Below are 12,925 nucleotides of genomic sequence, written 5' to 3'. Positions count from 1 at the left end.
GCTTGCACTACCGGGTTTCCCGCGCATCTTGCGCCTGGGGCAAGGTGAAGCCGGAGACCGAGCGCCGCAGTTGGCTGGCCATTTTCGCCAGGTTGCCAATGCTCTCGGCGGTGGCGGTCGAACCGGAGGATGTCTGGGTGGTGATCTGCTGGATCACGTTCATCGTCAGCGAAATCTGTCCCGCCGACGAGGTTTGCTGCTGGGCGGCATTGAAGATGCTCTGGATCAGCGCCGCCAGGGTTTTCGATACGCCTTCGATTTCCTCCAACGCCACACCGGCATCCTGCGCCAACCGGGCACCGCGCACCACTTCGGTGGTGGTCTGCTCCATGGAAATCACCGCTTCGTTGGTGTCGGTCTGGATTGCCCGCACCAGGGTTTCGATCTGCCGGGTCGCGGCGGACGAACGCTCTGCCAGGCGCTGGACCTCGTCGGCGACCACTGCGAAACCGCGTCCGGCATCCCCGGCCATGGATGCCTGGATCGCCGCGTTGAGCGCAAGGATGTTGGTCTGGTCGGCGATATCGTCGATCAGGCTGACGATATCGCCGATCTCCTGGGAAGACTCGCCAAGACGCTTGATTCGCTTGGCAGTGTCCTGGATCTGCTCGCGGATGTTGTCCATACCGTGGATGGTGTTGTGAACCACCTCGTTGCCCTTGTTGGCGATTTCCACCGAGCGTTCGGCCACCGCCGAGGATTCGGCGGCGTTGGCCGATACCTGGTCAATGGATTGAGCCATGTCGCTGATTGCCGCAGACGCCTCGCTGATCTGCTGGGCCTGGTGCTCCGAGGCCTCGGCCAGTTGCATCGCGGTGGCCTGGGTTTCCTGTACGGCAGCGGCGACCTTGCCAGCCGTGAGGTTGATGGTCGCGACCAGGTCGCGCAACTGGTCCACCGAATAGTTGATCGAGTCGGCAATGGTCCCGGTGAAGTCTTCGGTCACCGAGGCGGTCACGGTCAGGTCGCCGTCGGCCAGGTCTTCGATTTCATCCAGCAAGCGCATGATCGCGTGTTGGTTACGCTCATTCTTTTCGGCCGTTTCGTGCAACTGGCGATTGGTCTCTCGGACCATGACCAGCCCGATCAGAATGATCGAAGCCAGCGCCAGCAGGCCGAGCACATAACCGCCGATGGTGTCGAGGGAGCGCCCACCCGCCAGGTTCTCGAACCCGTTGGCCAGGTGCGAGGCTTCGTCCAGCAGGGTCTGCGACAGGCTGAAGATGCTGCTGGCGGATTCACGGACCTGGAACAGCTCCGGCGAGGTTTCGAGGATCTCGTCGACGGAGCCGGAAACGAACTCGAAGAGTTCGGCAATCTCGCCGAGGCGGGCGCGGGCATCCTTGTCTTCGACCTGGGAAATCTTCAGCGCGGCATTGCCCTGCAGCATGCCATTGAGTACCTGGCCGAAGCGGGCCGCATCGCGCCCGAAGGCGTCGGCGGCCTGGGACGAGTTTTCGTCGCCGGCCAACACGGTGTTCACCGCACCGAGAATGCGTTCGGCGAGCAACGACTGACGCTGGGCCATGGCCACCTGGGCCGCCGGCGCGCCACGCTGCAGGAGGATTTCCACGACCTTCTCGTATTCCACCTGCAACTGCGGCACGGTTTCAGCCAGGGTCGCCGCCACCTGGTGCAGGGACAGCACGGTCTGTTCGCTGGCGAGAATCGCGTCCGTGTTTTTCAGCAGGTTTTCCCAGTCCTGCTGCACTGCATGCATTTCATTACGCACGGCCGGCGGTGCGGCGGGCAGGCCGGTGGCCGGGTCGCCTTTCTTCAAGTAGCCCCAGCGCTGGGCGAAATCGTTGCGCGCATCGCTGAGCAACTTGAATGCCGCGGCCTTGCCGGAGGCGGCTTCGGTGGCGTTCTTGGCGATGCGCTGGGACAGCACGCGCAACTCGCCGGCGTGGCTGATGTACTGCTTGTCGTAGGTGGACTGGGTGTTGAGATACGCGAAATTGGCGAACAGCAACATGATGAACACGATCAGTGCGATAAACAGCACGATGATCTGCGAACGGCTGCGCGAGGCCTGTTCGGGGTTGCCGGTATTACCTTTGATCATCTCTGGCCCCTGCCTGTACGACTGTGGAAGCGGGCCCCGCGCAAGCCGGACACATGATTAGACCGCAACATCAAGAAACCCCGGTGCCTGTGCCAGGATGAACGGGCTGAACACCCACCAGTTGCGCTCACGCTCGAAACAGCCTTGTACAAAGGGCGCGACCACCCGCTCCGGGCGCGCCACCGAATGCAACTGCCGGCTGTGCCGGGGAAAGTGCTGCATGCCTGCCACCTCATCCACCAGCAGGCCGGCGAACACGTCCTTGTGCTCCAGCACCAGCACCCGCCGCTGTTTGCGCAATACCGACAACTCGTGACCGAAAAAACCACACAGGTCCATGATCGGCAGCAGCCGCCCACGCAGGTTGGCTACGCCCTTGACCCAGGGTTTCACCCCCGGCAGCAGGGTATAGCGCGGCTCATGCAGCACTTCGGCGACCTCGCCCATCGGCGCCACGTACCACTGCTCGCCGAGCCGGAAACCGATGCCGCTCCAGGTGTCCGGGCGGGTTTCCTGGGACGGCAGGTCGGCAGCCAGTGCCCGGCAGCGCTGGTCGATCTCCAGCAGCAGCTGGAAGGCGGTCGGCGATTCGGCCATGTCTGCCGGCCGTCAACCGGCCAGAACGTTGTTCAGGGTCTTGAGCAGGGTTTCCTCGTCGACCGGCTTGGTCAGGTAATCCCTGGCGCCCTGGCGCGTGCCCCAGACCTTGTCGGTCTCCTGGTCCTTGGTGGTAATGATGATCACCGGAATCGCCGAGGTTTCAGGATCCTTGGTCAGTTGTCGGGTCGCCTGGAAACCGTTGAGGCCTGGCATGACGATATCCATCAGGACCGCATCGGGCTTTTCCTGGCGGGCCAGGGCCACGCCGTCGGCGCCGTTCTCGGCCTTGAGGACTTCATGACCCTGCTTTTCCAGCATACCGGTCAGTTTGTACATTTCAGTCGGCGAATCATCGACGATCAGGATGCGTGCCATGGTGTTCCCCATTCTTATAAAGCAGGCGGCCCGGCGGCCACCCGTCAAAGTACTTGTTCTATTGCCGCGAAACCCGGGACATGAGCCTTGATCGCCGCCAGCAGTTCTTCCCGGCTGAAAGGCTTGGTCAAAAACTGATCAGAACCGACGATACGCCCCTTGGCCTTGTCGAACAGGCCGTCCTTGGAGGACAGCATGATCACCGGCGTCGACTTGAACGCACGGTTGTTCTTGATCAGGGCACAGGTCTGGTAGCCATCCAGGCGCGGCATCATGATGTCGACGAAAATGATCCCCGGGTGATGATCGGCGATCTTGGCCAACGCCTCGAAACCGTCGACGGCGGTGATGACTTCGCAGCCGACGTGCTTGAGCAGCGTCTCGGCGGTGCGGCGAATCGTCTTCGAGTCATCGATGACCATGACTTTCAAGGCTGTGGAATGCTGTTCCATATCTGCTCTACCATCGCCACAGCGACGCATTTTCCAGGGATGCCCGATTTCCGGGCGCGAAACCGTTGATGCGCAAGGATTTCGTACAGGATGCGAACCTTTTTAGCACAGTCTCCCCATGCAATCCATGCGCGGCCCCAGACCCAGCTTTTCCTTGACCGCAAACATCCGCAGCGCCACTCTGACGCCACTTTTCAAGTCATTACGGCCTTCACGGCCTACAGAGGATATAGCCCATGAGCGTTCGTCTCGGGATTGTCATGGACCCCATCGCGAGCATTTCCTACAAGAAGGACAGCTCGCTGGCCATGTTGCTGGCCGCCCAGGAGCGCGGCTGGACGCTGTTCTACATGGAGCAGCAGGACCTTTACCAGGACGCTGGCGTGGCCCGGGCACGGATGAAACCGCTGAAAGTGTTCGCCAACCCTGAGCACTGGTTCGAACTGGAAGCCGAGACCGACGCGGCCCTGAGCGACCTGGACGTGATCCTGATGCGCAAGGATCCGCCGTTCGACATGGAGTTCGTCTACTCCACCTACCTGCTGGAGCAGGCCGAACGTGCCGGCGTGCTGGTGGTGAACAAGCCCCAGAGCCTGCGTGACTGCAACGAAAAGCTGTTCGCCACCCAGTTCCCGCAGTGCACGCCACCGACCGTAGTCAGCCGCCGCGCCGACGTGTTGCGTGAGTTCGCCGCCAAGCACGGCGATGTGATCCTCAAGCCACTGGACGGCATGGGCGGCACTTCGATCTTCCGTCACCGGGTGGGCGACCCGAACCTGTCGGTGATCCTCGAGACGCTGACCGCGCTGGGCGGCCAGCAGATCATGGCCCAGGCCTACCTGCCGGCGATCAAGGACGGCGACAAGCGCATCCTGATGGTCGATGGCGAGCCGGTACCCTATTGCCTGGCACGTATCCCGGCCAGCGGCGAAACCCGTGGCAACCTGGCGGCCGGCGGACGTGGCGAAGCACGCCCACTGACAGACCGCGACCGCTGGATCGCCGCCCAGGTTGGACCTACCTTGCGTGAAAAGGGCCTGTTGTTCGTCGGTCTTGATGTCATCGGCGAGCATCTGACGGAAATCAATGTCACCAGCCCGACCTGCATCCGCGAGATCGACAACGCCTTCGGCACCCAGATCGGCGGCCTGCTGATGGATGCCATCGAGCAGAAGCTCAAAAGCCGTTGATGTAGAACAGCCGAGATGAAACCAACATTGCGCTATGATGCACCGCCTCTGATATGCGTGATGTTGGTTTTCTGGTCATGACTCTCCCCGCCGATCTGCCTCCCGAACTCTACCGCACCGGCGTGCGCCCGGCCGACAGGCTCGGCTTTACCCTGTTTCTCGCCGCGCTGATCCACCTGGCATTGCTGCTCGGGGTCGGGTTCAGTTTCGTCGAGCCCAAACAGATCAGCAGGACCCTGGAAATCACCCTGGCGACCTTCAAGAGCGAGACCAAGCCGGCCAAGGCCGATTTCATCGCCCAGGAGAACCAGCAGGGCAGCGGCACACTGGACAAGAAGGCGATCCCGACCACCACCGAGGTCGCGCCATTCCAGGACAACGCTGTCAACAAGGTGGCCACACCACCGCCAGCCAAGCCGCAAGTCACCGAAGCAACGCCCAAGGCTGCCGTCGCCACGGTCGCGCCCAAACCGAAGAAAACCGTCACCCACCACGAAGAACGCAAGCCTGAGGCGGCGCCCCAGGCCGAAACGCCGACCTTCGACAGCTCGCAGTTGTCCAGCGACATCGCCAGCCTGGAGGCGGAACTGGCCAAGGAACGCCAGCTATATGCCAAAAGGCCACGTATCCACCGCCTGAGCGCGGCGTCGACCATGCGTGACAAGGGTGCCTGGTACAAGGATGAGTGGCGCAAGAAGGTCGAACGGATCGGCAACCTCAACTATCCCGAAGAGGCCCGCCGCCAGCAGATCTACGGCAACCTGCGGTTGATGGTGTCGATCAACCATGACGGTTCGCTGTACGAAGTGCTGGTGCTCGAATCCTCCGGCCAGCCGCTGCTGGACCAGGCCGCACAGCGTATCGTCCGCCTGGCGGCGCCCTTCGCGCCCTTCACCGGCGACCTGTCGGACATCGACCGACTGGAGATCATCCGCACCTGGCGTTTCGCCCGGGGTGACCGTCTGTCCAGTAATTGAGGGCCACCCCTGCTTGTCAGTTCGCCCGCCCACCGCCACACTAGAGTTCATGAAAAACCTCACACCGACGTACCTCAAGCATCACTTCCTGATCGCCATGCCGCATATGGCCGACCCGAACTTTGCGCAGACCTTGACCTATATCGTCGAGCACAGCGCAAACGGTGCCATGGGGCTGGTCATCAACCGCCCGCAATCACTGAACCTGGCCGATATTCTTGAGCAGTTGCGCCCGGATATCGATCCTCCCGCGCGCTGCCAGCATTTACCGATCTATTCCGGTGGCCCGGTGCAGACCGATCGCGGCTTCGTCCTGCACCCCATCGGCAAGTCCTACCAGGCCACCGTCGAACTCGAAGGCCTGGCCTTGTCGACCTCCCAGGACGTGCTGTTCGCCATCGCCGACGGTATCGGCCCCGAACACAGCCTGATCGCCCTCGGCTACGCCGGTTGGGAAGCCGGACAACTGGAGGCCGAACTGGCCGACAACGCCTGGCTGACCTGCCCGTTCTCCCCGGAAATCCTCTTCAACACCGACAGCGAAGACCGCCTGGCCGCCGCCGCCGCGCACCTGGGCGTCAACCTCAACCTGCTCACCAGTCAGGCGGGTCACGCCTGATGGCCAATATTCGTCTGCTGCTGGGTTTCGACTACGGTACCCGGCAGATCGGTGTTGCCGTCGGCCAGATGATCACCGGCCAGGCCCGTGAGCTGTGCACGCTCAAGGCGCAGAATGGGATTCCCGACTGGAATCAGGTCGAAGCCCTGATCAAGGAGTGGAAACCCGACGCGGTGGTGGTCGGCCTGCCCCTGAACATGGATGGCACACCCAGCGAGATGTGCGCTCGGGCGGAAAAATTCGCCCGCCGGCTGAATGGCCGCTACAACGTGCCGTTCTTTACCCAGGACGAGCGCCTGACCACGTTCGAAGCCAAGGGCGAGCGCATGGCCAAGGGCGGACACAAAGGCAGCTACCGTGACAACCCGGTGGATGCCATCGCCGCCAAACTGCTGCTGCAAAGCTGGATCGAAGAAAACCCCGTATCCCCCGAATCCTGACGGCGCCGCGCGTCGTACCGTCTCAGCCCTCGCCGCGCTTGCCGGGCGAGGCCCTTGAAGGAGCAACCATGAGCCTGCCCAATCCCGCCGAACTGATCGACCAGATGGCCACCCGCCTCACGGCCCATCTGCAGCAGCGAGCCATCGACACCCCGCGCTATATCGGCATCCGCACCGGCGGCGTATGGGTCGCGCAGGCGCTGCTCAAGGCGCTGGACAGCGACTCGCCGCTGGGCACGCTGGATGTTTCCTTCTACCGCGACGACTTCAGCCAGAACGGCCTGCATCCGCAGGTGCGCCCTTCGGAGCTGCCGTTCGAAATCGAAGGCCAGCACCTGGTACTGATCGACGACGTGCTGATGAGCGGCCGGACCATCCGCGCCGCCCTCAACGAGCTGTTCGACTACGGTCGCCCGGCCAGCGTGACCCTGGTCTGCCTGCTGGACCTGGACGCCGCCGAGTTGCCGATTCGGCCGAATGTGGTGGGGGCAACCCTGTCGCTGGCCCCCACGGAACGGGTAAAATTGTCCGGCCCCGCGCCGCTCCAGCTTGAACTTCAAGACCTGGCCCTTCAAGCACCTTAAAAAGAGTCCTCTGCGATGACGCCTCCAGACGCCAAGCGCCCCCTGCAGCTCAATGCTCAGGGCCAGTTGCGCCACTTCCTGTCGCTCGACGGCCTGCCCCGTGAGCTGCTGACGGAAATCCTCGACACCGCCGACTCATTCCTCGAAGTCGGCGCCCGGGCGGTGAAGAAAGTCCCGCTGCTGCGCGGCAAGACCGTATGCAACGTGTTCTTCGAGAACTCCACCCGTACCCGAACCACCTTCGAACTGGCGGCCCAGCGGCTGTCGGCCGACGTGATCTCGCTGAACGTGTCGACTTCGTCGGCGAGCAAGGGCGAAACCCTGCTCGATACCCTGCGCAACCTTGAAGCCATGGCCGCCGACATGTTCGTGGTCCGCCACGGCGACTCCGGTGCCGCGCACTTCATCGCCGAGCACGTCTGCCCGCAGGTGGCGATCATCAACGGCGGCGACGGCCGCCACGCGCACCCGACCCAGGGCATGCTCGACATGCTGACCATCCGTCGGCACAAGGGCGGTTTCGAAAACCTCTCGGTGGCGATCGTCGGCGACATCCTGCATTCGCGGGTCGCCCGCTCGAACATGCTGGCGCTGAAAACCCTCGGTTGCCCGGATATCCGCGTGATCGCGCCGAAGACCCTGCTGCCGATCGGCATCGAGCAGTACGGCGTGAAGGTCTACACCGACATGGCCGAAGGCCTGAAGGATGTCGACGTGGTGATCATGCTGCGCCTGCAACGTGAACGCATGACCGGCGGCCTGCTGCCCAGCGAAGGCGAGTTCTACCGCCTGTTCGGCCTGACCACCGCGCGTCTGGCCGGGGTCAAGCCGGATGCCATCGTCATGCACCCGGGCCCGATCAACCGTGGCGTGGAGATTGAATCGGCGGTCGCCGACGGCCCGCATTCGGTCATCCTCAACCAGGTCACCTACGGCATCGCGGTACGCATGGCCGTGCTGTCCATGGCCATGAGCGGGCAGACCGCCCAGCGTCAATTCGAGCAGGAGAACGCCCAGTGAAGCTCAGCATTATTGGCGCCCGCGTCATCGATCCGAGCAGCGGCCTGGATCAGGTCAGCGACCTGCATCTGGAAGCCGGCAAGATCGTCGCCATCGGCGCCGCCCCGGCAGGCTTCGGCCCGGTCGAAACCCTTGACGCCAAGGGTCTGGTCGCCGCTCCCGGGCTGGTCGACCTGAACGTCGCCCTGCGCGAGCCGGGCTACAGCCGCAAGGGCAGCATCGCCAGCGAAACCCGTGCCGCCGCCGCCGGCGGCGTCACCAGCCTGTGCTGTCCACCACGGACCAAGCCGGTGCTGGACACCTCGGCAGTGGCCGAGCTGATCCTCGACCGCGCCCGTGAGGCCGGCAATACCAAGGTGTTCCCGATCGGCGCCCTGAGCAAGAGCCTGGAAGGCGAGCAACTGGCGGAGCTGGTGGCCCTGCGTGACGCCGGCTGCGTGGCCTTCGGCAACGGCCTGGAGAGTTTCCGTAACAGCCGCACCCTGTGCCGGGCGCTGGAGTACGCGGCCACCTTCGACCTGACGGTGGTGTTTCATTCCCAGGACCACGACCTGGCCGAAGGCGGCCTGGCCCACGAAGGTCCGACTGCCAGCTTCCTCGGCCTGCCGGGGATTCCGGAAACAGCCGAGACCGTCGCCCTGGCCCGTGACCTGCTGCTGGTCGAGCAGACCGGCGTCCGCGCGCACTTCAGCCAACTGACCAGCGCCCGTGGCGTGGCCCTGATTGCACAGGCACAGGCCAGGGGACTGCGGGTCACCGCCGATGTCGCCCTGTATCAACTGATCCTGACCGACGAAGCGTTGATCGACTTCTCCAGCCTGTACCACGTGCAACCGCCGCTGCGCACTCGTGCCGACCGCGACGGTCTGCGCGAGGCGGTGAAATCCGGGGTGGTCAGCGCCATCTCCAGCCATCACCAGCCCCACGAGCGTGACGCCAAGTTGGCGCCATTCGGGGCGACCGAGCCGGGTATCAGCAGCGTCGAACTGCTGCTGCCGCTGGCATTGACCCTGGTGGAGGACGGCCTGCTCGACCTGCCGACCCTGCTCGCCCGTCTGAGCGCCGGCCCGGCCGACGCCTTGCGGCTGCCAGCGGGCAAGCTCGCAGTGGGCGCCGCAGCGGACCTGGTGCTGTTCGATCCGGGCACCTCCACCGTGGCCGGTGAGCAGTGGCTGTCACGCGGCGAGAACTGCCCGTTCATCGGGCATGCGTTGCCGGGTGCAGTGCGTTACACGCTGATGGATGGGCGGATTACCCACCGCGCGTAAATCGCGGCGCGCCCATTCGCGGACAAGCCTGTTCCCATAATCCGGTGGTGAATGGGCTTGTGTGGCGAGCGGGCTTGCCACAAGGCAAGCCGCTCACCCCGGGAGGAAGCCAGACAGGCCTGTTCAACACAATCAGTCCGATGCCAGGCGTCAGCCCTGCCCGTTGTTCCTCAGCGAAATCTGGTCATTCAACGTCCAGAAGTCGTACAGCACCCCCAGCCCCAGCAACCCGCCCGTCACCAGGTACAGCAAGCCGGTGATCCACTTGCCCTGGTACATCCGGTGCACACCGAAGATGCCGAGGAAAGTCAGCAACAGCCACGCAACGTTGTAATCCAGCGGACCCGAGGTAAAACGCAGGTCAGCCTCGCGATCCATACCCGGAATCAGAAACACGTCGATCAGCCAACCGATTCCAACCAACCCGAAGGTAAAAAACCAGATCGTTCCGGTCACCGGCTTGCCGTAGTAGAAGCGGTGGGAACCGGTGAAACCGAAAATCCACAGCAAATACCCGAGTAAAACGTTGTGGGTATTAGCCGGTGTGCCATCTTGCCGATAGCTGTTCATAAGTGTCCTCTCCACGGCCGATAGATAAATTTTTCGTCATTTCGTGTGACTTTTTTACTGTCTCAAAACATGTAACAGAGTCTTGCCGAAAATCGCTGAAAGCCTTGTTCTACCTGACTTGCGCGTGACCCACGAGTCTCTTTTCGCCGCCGGGAAGCTCTTTTGCCCCCTGTATGGTTTCGACAAACGGCCTCGGAAAAGACCAAAAAGCTGTTATAAAGTTGCGCGCTAACCTATATGAGCCTTGCCTAATGCGACCATTTTTCAAGACATGGCTGACCATTTGCCTTTTGATGCCACTGGCCGCCCACGCCACCAATCGTGAGCAACGTCTTCCCAACGTCGACGGTCACACTGCAAAGTCACCTGCAGCTGTTGCCAAACTTTCCGAGATCAGCGTCCCTACTCACAAGCGCCCTGGCAAGCACAACAGCCACGGTAAAGTGAAACACACCGAACTCACCAGCACCGTCGCCGGCGCACCGAATGCCAAGCAAAGCAGCGCCGCGCTGAGCCGTGCAGTGAATGTGCTGGGTACTCCCTACCGCTGGGGCGGCAGCAGCCCGAGCAAGGGCTTCGACTGCAGCGGCCTGGTCAAGTACGCCTTCAATGGTGTCGCCGCCAGCGACCTGCCGCGGACCTCCAATGCCATGGCCTCCGGCCACGGCATGAAAGTCGACCGCAAGGACCTGAAGCCGGGTGACCTGCTGTTCTTCAACATCAAGAGCCGCAAGGTCAATCACGTAGCCATTTACCTGGGCAACGACCGCTTCATCCATGCGCCGCGTCGCGGCAAGTCCGTGACCATCGATACCCTGAAGAAACCCTACTGGGCCAGCCATTACGCGGTCGCCAAGCGGGTAATCGCGAAAGAGCAGACCGGCCATATGCGGGTCGTTCAGCGCTGAGCCTGAAGCCCTGCGCACGCAGGGCCTGATCCCTCAGACAAGGCAGGCTCTCTTGGGGTCTGCCTAGAAGTTGTCGGGGATTTTCGCCTTCTCCCGAGCACTGTCGCGGCCGATCAGTCCCTTGGTCAGCAGTTCCTTGAGGCACATGTCCAGGGTCTGCATGCCCAGCGAGCCGCCGGTCTGGATCGATGAATACATCTGCGCCACCTTGTCCTCACGGATCAGGTTGCGAATCGCCGGGGTGCCCAACATGATTTCATGGGCCGCCACCCGCCCGCCGCCGATCTTCTTCAGCAGGCTCTGGGAAACCACCGCCTGCAAAGACTCGGAGAGCATCGAGCGGACCATGGACTTCTCTTCCGCCGGGAACACGTCGACCACCCGGTCGATGGTTTTCGCCGCCGATGTGGTGTGCAGCGTGCCGAATACCAGGTGCCCGGTTTCGGCGGCGGTCAGCGCCAGGCGGATGGTTTCCAGGTCGCGCATCTCACCGACCAGGATCACGTCCGGGTCTTCGCGCAGGGCCGAACGCAGCGCGGCCGAGAAGCTCTGCGTATCACGGTGGACTTCACGCTGATTGACCAGGCACTTCTTCGATTCGTGGACAAACTCGATCGGGTCCTCGATGGTGAGGATATGGTGGTGCCTGTTGTTGTTCAGGTGGTCGATCATCGCCGCCAGGGTGGTCGACTTGCCCGAACCGGTCGGCCCGGTCACCAGCACCAGGCCACGGGGCACTTCGGTGATCTTGCGGAACACCTCGCCCATCCCCAGCTCGTCCATGGTCAGGACTTTTGACGGAATGGTCCGAAATACCGCACCCGCGCCGCGGTTCTGGTTGAACGCGTTGACTCGAAACCGCGCCACCCCGGGCACTTCGAAGGAAAAGTCGGTTTCGAGGAACTCCTCGTAGTCCTTGCGCTGGCGGTCATTCATGATGTCATAGATCAGGTCATGAACCTGCTTGTGGTCCAGCGCCGGCAGATTGATCCGGCGCACGTCACCATCGACCCGGATCATCGGCGGCAGCCCGGCCGAGAGGTGCAAGTCCGACGCGCCCTGTTTGGCGCTAAAGGCCAGCAGCTCGGTGATATCCATGAGGCTCCCCAATACAGGTAGAATGCCGCAGACTTTTCAACTGCGGGCGAGATTGAATGACCACGATAGCAGACAACATTGCCTCCGTTGCAGCCCGGATCCACGCCGCCGCCCAGGCCGTGGGGCGCGATGGTGATGAGATCGGCCTGCTCGCCGTGAGCAAGACCAAGCCCGCCGCCGCCATTCGCGAAGCCCATGCCGCGGGCCTGCGGGATTTCGGTGAGAACTATTTGCAGGAAGCCCTCGGCAAACAGCTCGAATTGACCGACCGGCCCTTGTGTTGGCACTTTATCGGCCCCATTCAATCGAACAAGACTCGGGCCATTGCCGAACATTTCGACTGGGTGCATTCCGTGGATCGTCTGAAAATCGCACAACGCCTGTCCGAACAGCGTCCGGCCGACCTGCCGCCGCTGAACATCTGCATTCAGGTCAATGTCAGCGGCGAGGACAGCAAGTCCGGCTGCACCCCGGCCGACCTGCCGGCCCTGGCGGCGGCCATCAGCGCCCTGCCGAACCTGACACTGCGCGGCCTGATGGCGATCCCCGAACCGACCCAGGAACGTGCCGCACAAGACGCCGCGTTCGCCAGCGTGCGAACCTTGCAGGAACGCCTCGATCTGCCGCTCGACACACTTTCCATGGGCATGAGCCATGACCTCGAGTCGGCCATTGCCCAAGGCGCCACCTGGGTGCGGATCGGTACCGCCCTGTTTGGCGCCCGCGACTACGGCCAGGCCTGAAAGGGCCCCACACTCT

General features: G+C 62.9%; 15 protein-coding genes. 9 read left to right on the top strand and 6 right to left on the bottom strand.

Going from position 1 to position 12,925, the window contains the following annotated elements; all coding sequences use genetic code 11:
* Nucleotides 1–7: 7 nt before the first annotated feature.
* From BLU37_RS09370 to pilG, 4 genes are read right to left on the bottom strand one after another with little or no spacing between them, the layout of a single operon-like run.
* Nucleotides 8–2,065: a methyl-accepting chemotaxis protein gene (locus BLU37_RS09370; protein ID WP_010444900.1), complete on the bottom strand. Its 2,058-nt coding sequence runs from the start codon at nucleotides 2,063–2,065 to the stop codon at nucleotides 8–10.
* A 57-nt stretch (nucleotides 2,066–2,122) separates the two neighbouring features.
* Nucleotides 2,123–2,662 carry a chemotaxis protein CheW gene (locus tag BLU37_RS09365; protein WP_010444902.1) on the bottom strand — a complete coding sequence of 180 codons (540 nt, stop codon included), beginning with the start codon at nucleotides 2,660–2,662 and terminating at the stop codon, nucleotides 2,123–2,125.
* A 12-nt stretch (nucleotides 2,663–2,674) separates the two neighbouring features.
* Nucleotides 2,675–3,040, bottom strand: coding sequence for a twitching motility response regulator PilH (gene pilH, locus BLU37_RS09360; protein WP_010444904.1), 366 nt, complete (start codon nucleotides 3,038–3,040; stop codon nucleotides 2,675–2,677).
* A gap of 44 nt (nucleotides 3,041–3,084) precedes the next feature.
* Nucleotides 3,085–3,492 carry a twitching motility response regulator PilG gene (gene pilG / locus BLU37_RS09355; RefSeq protein WP_010444906.1) on the bottom strand — a complete coding sequence of 136 codons (408 nt, stop codon included), beginning with the start codon at nucleotides 3,490–3,492 and terminating at the stop codon, nucleotides 3,085–3,087.
* A gap of 236 nt (nucleotides 3,493–3,728) precedes the next feature.
* Between pilG and gshB the strand changes: the two genes are divergently transcribed.
* From gshB to BLU37_RS09320, 7 genes are all read left to right on the top strand, one after another.
* Complete coding sequence (gene gshB, locus BLU37_RS09350; RefSeq protein WP_010444908.1) at nucleotides 3,729–4,682, top strand: glutathione synthase; 954 nt, start codon at nucleotides 3,729–3,731, stop codon at nucleotides 4,680–4,682.
* Nucleotides 4,683–4,759: 77 nt separating this feature from the next.
* Nucleotides 4,760–5,659 (top strand): energy transducer TonB, encoded by a 900-nt coding sequence (locus BLU37_RS09345; RefSeq protein ID WP_010444910.1) that lies wholly within the window; start codon nucleotides 4,760–4,762, stop codon nucleotides 5,657–5,659.
* 49 nt (nucleotides 5,660–5,708) lie between these two features.
* Nucleotides 5,709–6,278: a YqgE/AlgH family protein gene (locus tag BLU37_RS09340; RefSeq protein ID WP_010444913.1), complete on the top strand. Its 570-nt coding sequence runs from the start codon at nucleotides 5,709–5,711 to the stop codon at nucleotides 6,276–6,278.
* Nucleotides 6,278–6,718, top strand: a complete 441-nt coding sequence (ruvX, locus tag BLU37_RS09335) for a Holliday junction resolvase RuvX (protein ID WP_010444914.1) — start codon at nucleotides 6,278–6,280, stop codon at nucleotides 6,716–6,718. The genes BLU37_RS09340 and ruvX overlap by 1 nt, the downstream gene beginning before the upstream one ends.
* A 68-nt stretch (nucleotides 6,719–6,786) precedes the next feature.
* Nucleotides 6,787–7,302, top strand: a complete 516-nt coding sequence (gene pyrR / locus BLU37_RS09330; protein WP_019361594.1) for a bifunctional pyr operon transcriptional regulator/uracil phosphoribosyltransferase PyrR — start codon at nucleotides 6,787–6,789, stop codon at nucleotides 7,300–7,302.
* A gap of 15 nt (nucleotides 7,303–7,317) precedes the next feature.
* Entirely contained in the window at nucleotides 7,318–8,322 is a 1,005-nt protein-coding gene (locus tag BLU37_RS09325; protein ID WP_010444917.1) for an aspartate carbamoyltransferase catalytic subunit, read from the top strand.
* The gene (locus tag BLU37_RS09320; protein WP_090204274.1) at nucleotides 8,319–9,590 is read left to right on the top strand and encodes a dihydroorotase; all 1,272 of its coding nucleotides are present in this window, start codon (nucleotides 8,319–8,321) and stop codon (nucleotides 9,588–9,590) included. The genes BLU37_RS09325 and BLU37_RS09320 overlap by 4 nt, the downstream gene beginning before the upstream one ends.
* Before the next feature lie 150 nt (nucleotides 9,591–9,740).
* Here the strand turns inward: BLU37_RS09320 and BLU37_RS09315 are convergent, their stop codons facing one another.
* On the bottom strand, nucleotides 9,741–10,160 hold the full coding sequence (locus BLU37_RS09315; RefSeq protein ID WP_010444922.1) for a TM2 domain-containing protein: 420 nt from the start codon (nucleotides 10,158–10,160) through the stop codon (nucleotides 9,741–9,743).
* A gap of 251 nt (nucleotides 10,161–10,411) precedes the next feature.
* Here BLU37_RS09315 and BLU37_RS09310 point away from each other — a divergent pair, with 251 nt between their 5' ends.
* Entirely contained in the window at nucleotides 10,412–11,068 is a 657-nt protein-coding gene (locus tag BLU37_RS09310) for a C40 family peptidase (RefSeq protein WP_010444923.1), read from the top strand.
* A gap of 63 nt (nucleotides 11,069–11,131) precedes the next feature.
* Here BLU37_RS09310 and BLU37_RS09305 read toward each other — a convergent pair whose 3' ends face one another.
* Nucleotides 11,132–12,166, bottom strand: a complete 1,035-nt coding sequence (locus BLU37_RS09305) for a type IV pilus twitching motility protein PilT (RefSeq protein ID WP_090204271.1) — start codon at nucleotides 12,164–12,166, stop codon at nucleotides 11,132–11,134.
* 56 nt (nucleotides 12,167–12,222) lie between these two features.
* On the opposite strand from BLU37_RS09305, the gene BLU37_RS09300 reads away from it, so the two are divergent.
* Complete coding sequence (locus BLU37_RS09300) at nucleotides 12,223–12,909, top strand: YggS family pyridoxal phosphate-dependent enzyme (protein ID WP_090204269.1); 687 nt, start codon at nucleotides 12,223–12,225, stop codon at nucleotides 12,907–12,909.
* Nucleotides 12,910–12,925 lie beyond the last annotated feature (16 nt).

Origin of the sequence: Pseudomonas asplenii (genome assembly GCF_900105475.1) — a bacterium.
In the GTDB taxonomy this organism is placed as follows: domain Bacteria; phylum Pseudomonadota; class Gammaproteobacteria; order Pseudomonadales; family Pseudomonadaceae; genus Aquipseudomonas; species Aquipseudomonas asplenii.
The sequence above is the reverse complement of the archived record's forward strand: the minus strand, read 5'-3'. Positions and strand labels throughout refer to the sequence as shown.

Excerpts from the sequence above, each read along its gene's own strand:
- BLU37_RS09305 (WP_090204271.1), bottom strand. The coding sequence starts at position 12,166 with ATGGATATCACCGAGCTGCTGGCCTTTAGCGCCAAACAGGGCGCGTCG.
- BLU37_RS09315 (WP_010444922.1), bottom strand. The coding sequence starts at position 10,160 with ATGAACAGCTATCGGCAAGATGGCACACCGGCTAATACCCACAACGTT.
- gshB (WP_010444908.1), top strand. The coding sequence starts at position 3,729 with ATGAGCGTTCGTCTCGGGATTGTCATGGACCCCATCGCGAGCATTTCC.
- ruvX (WP_010444914.1), top strand. The coding sequence starts at position 6,278 with ATGGCCAATATTCGTCTGCTGCTGGGTTTCGACTACGGTACCCGGCAG.
- pyrR (WP_019361594.1), top strand. The coding sequence starts at position 6,787 with ATGAGCCTGCCCAATCCCGCCGAACTGATCGACCAGATGGCCACCCGC.
- BLU37_RS09340 (WP_010444913.1), top strand. The coding sequence starts at position 5,709 with ATGAAAAACCTCACACCGACGTACCTCAAGCATCACTTCCTGATCGCC.
- BLU37_RS09310 (WP_010444923.1), top strand. The coding sequence starts at position 10,412 with ATGCGACCATTTTTCAAGACATGGCTGACCATTTGCCTTTTGATGCCA.
- BLU37_RS09325 (WP_010444917.1), top strand. The coding sequence starts at position 7,318 with ATGACGCCTCCAGACGCCAAGCGCCCCCTGCAGCTCAATGCTCAGGGC.
- BLU37_RS09300 (WP_090204269.1), top strand. The coding sequence starts at position 12,223 with ATGACCACGATAGCAGACAACATTGCCTCCGTTGCAGCCCGGATCCAC.
- BLU37_RS09345 (WP_010444910.1), top strand. The coding sequence starts at position 4,760 with ATGACTCTCCCCGCCGATCTGCCTCCCGAACTCTACCGCACCGGCGTG.
- pilG (WP_010444906.1), bottom strand. The coding sequence starts at position 3,492 with ATGGAACAGCATTCCACAGCCTTGAAAGTCATGGTCATCGATGACTCG.
- BLU37_RS09365 (WP_010444902.1), bottom strand. The coding sequence starts at position 2,662 with ATGGCCGAATCGCCGACCGCCTTCCAGCTGCTGCTGGAGATCGACCAG.
- BLU37_RS09370 (WP_010444900.1), bottom strand. The coding sequence starts at position 2,065 with ATGATCAAAGGTAATACCGGCAACCCCGAACAGGCCTCGCGCAGCCGT.
- pilH (WP_010444904.1), bottom strand. The coding sequence starts at position 3,040 with ATGGCACGCATCCTGATCGTCGATGATTCGCCGACTGAAATGTACAAA.